At 75.5% G+C, this 314-nt stretch carries 1 protein-coding gene; it reads right to left on the bottom strand.

Features of this window, described 5'->3' with window-relative positions; all coding sequences use genetic code 11:
• Positions 1–314 (bottom strand): hypothetical protein (locus JHD82_RS29440; RefSeq protein ID WP_199140454.1); only part of this gene is annotated, 314 nt, incomplete at both ends.

Raw genomic sequence — 314 nt, 5'->3', positions numbered from 1 at the left:
CAGCACCTTGACGGCGAATCCCTGGCGCGCCAGGGCCAGCGCGGCCGCCACGCCGCCAATGCCGCCGCCCGCCACAAGAACGGGCAGCGCCCGGGAAGAAATGCTGGTGCTCATGGATGTCCTGTGCCTGTCTCTTATACACATCTGACGCTGCCGACGAAATGCGAACAGTGTAGATCTCGGTGGGCGCCGTATCATTAAAAAGGGGGGGGGGGGGGGGGGGGGGGGGGGGGGGGGGGGGGGGGGGGGGGGGGGGGGGGGGGGGGGGGGGGGGGGGGGGGGGGGGGGGGGGGGGGGGGGGGGGGGGGGGGGGG

The sequence above is a fragment of the Delftia sp. ASV31 genome, from assembly GCF_016428765.1.
GTDB lineage: Bacteria > Pseudomonadota > Gammaproteobacteria > Burkholderiales > Burkholderiaceae_C > Comamonas > Comamonas acidovorans.
The sequence above is the reverse complement of the archived record's forward strand: the minus strand, read 5'-3'. Positions and strand labels throughout refer to the sequence as shown.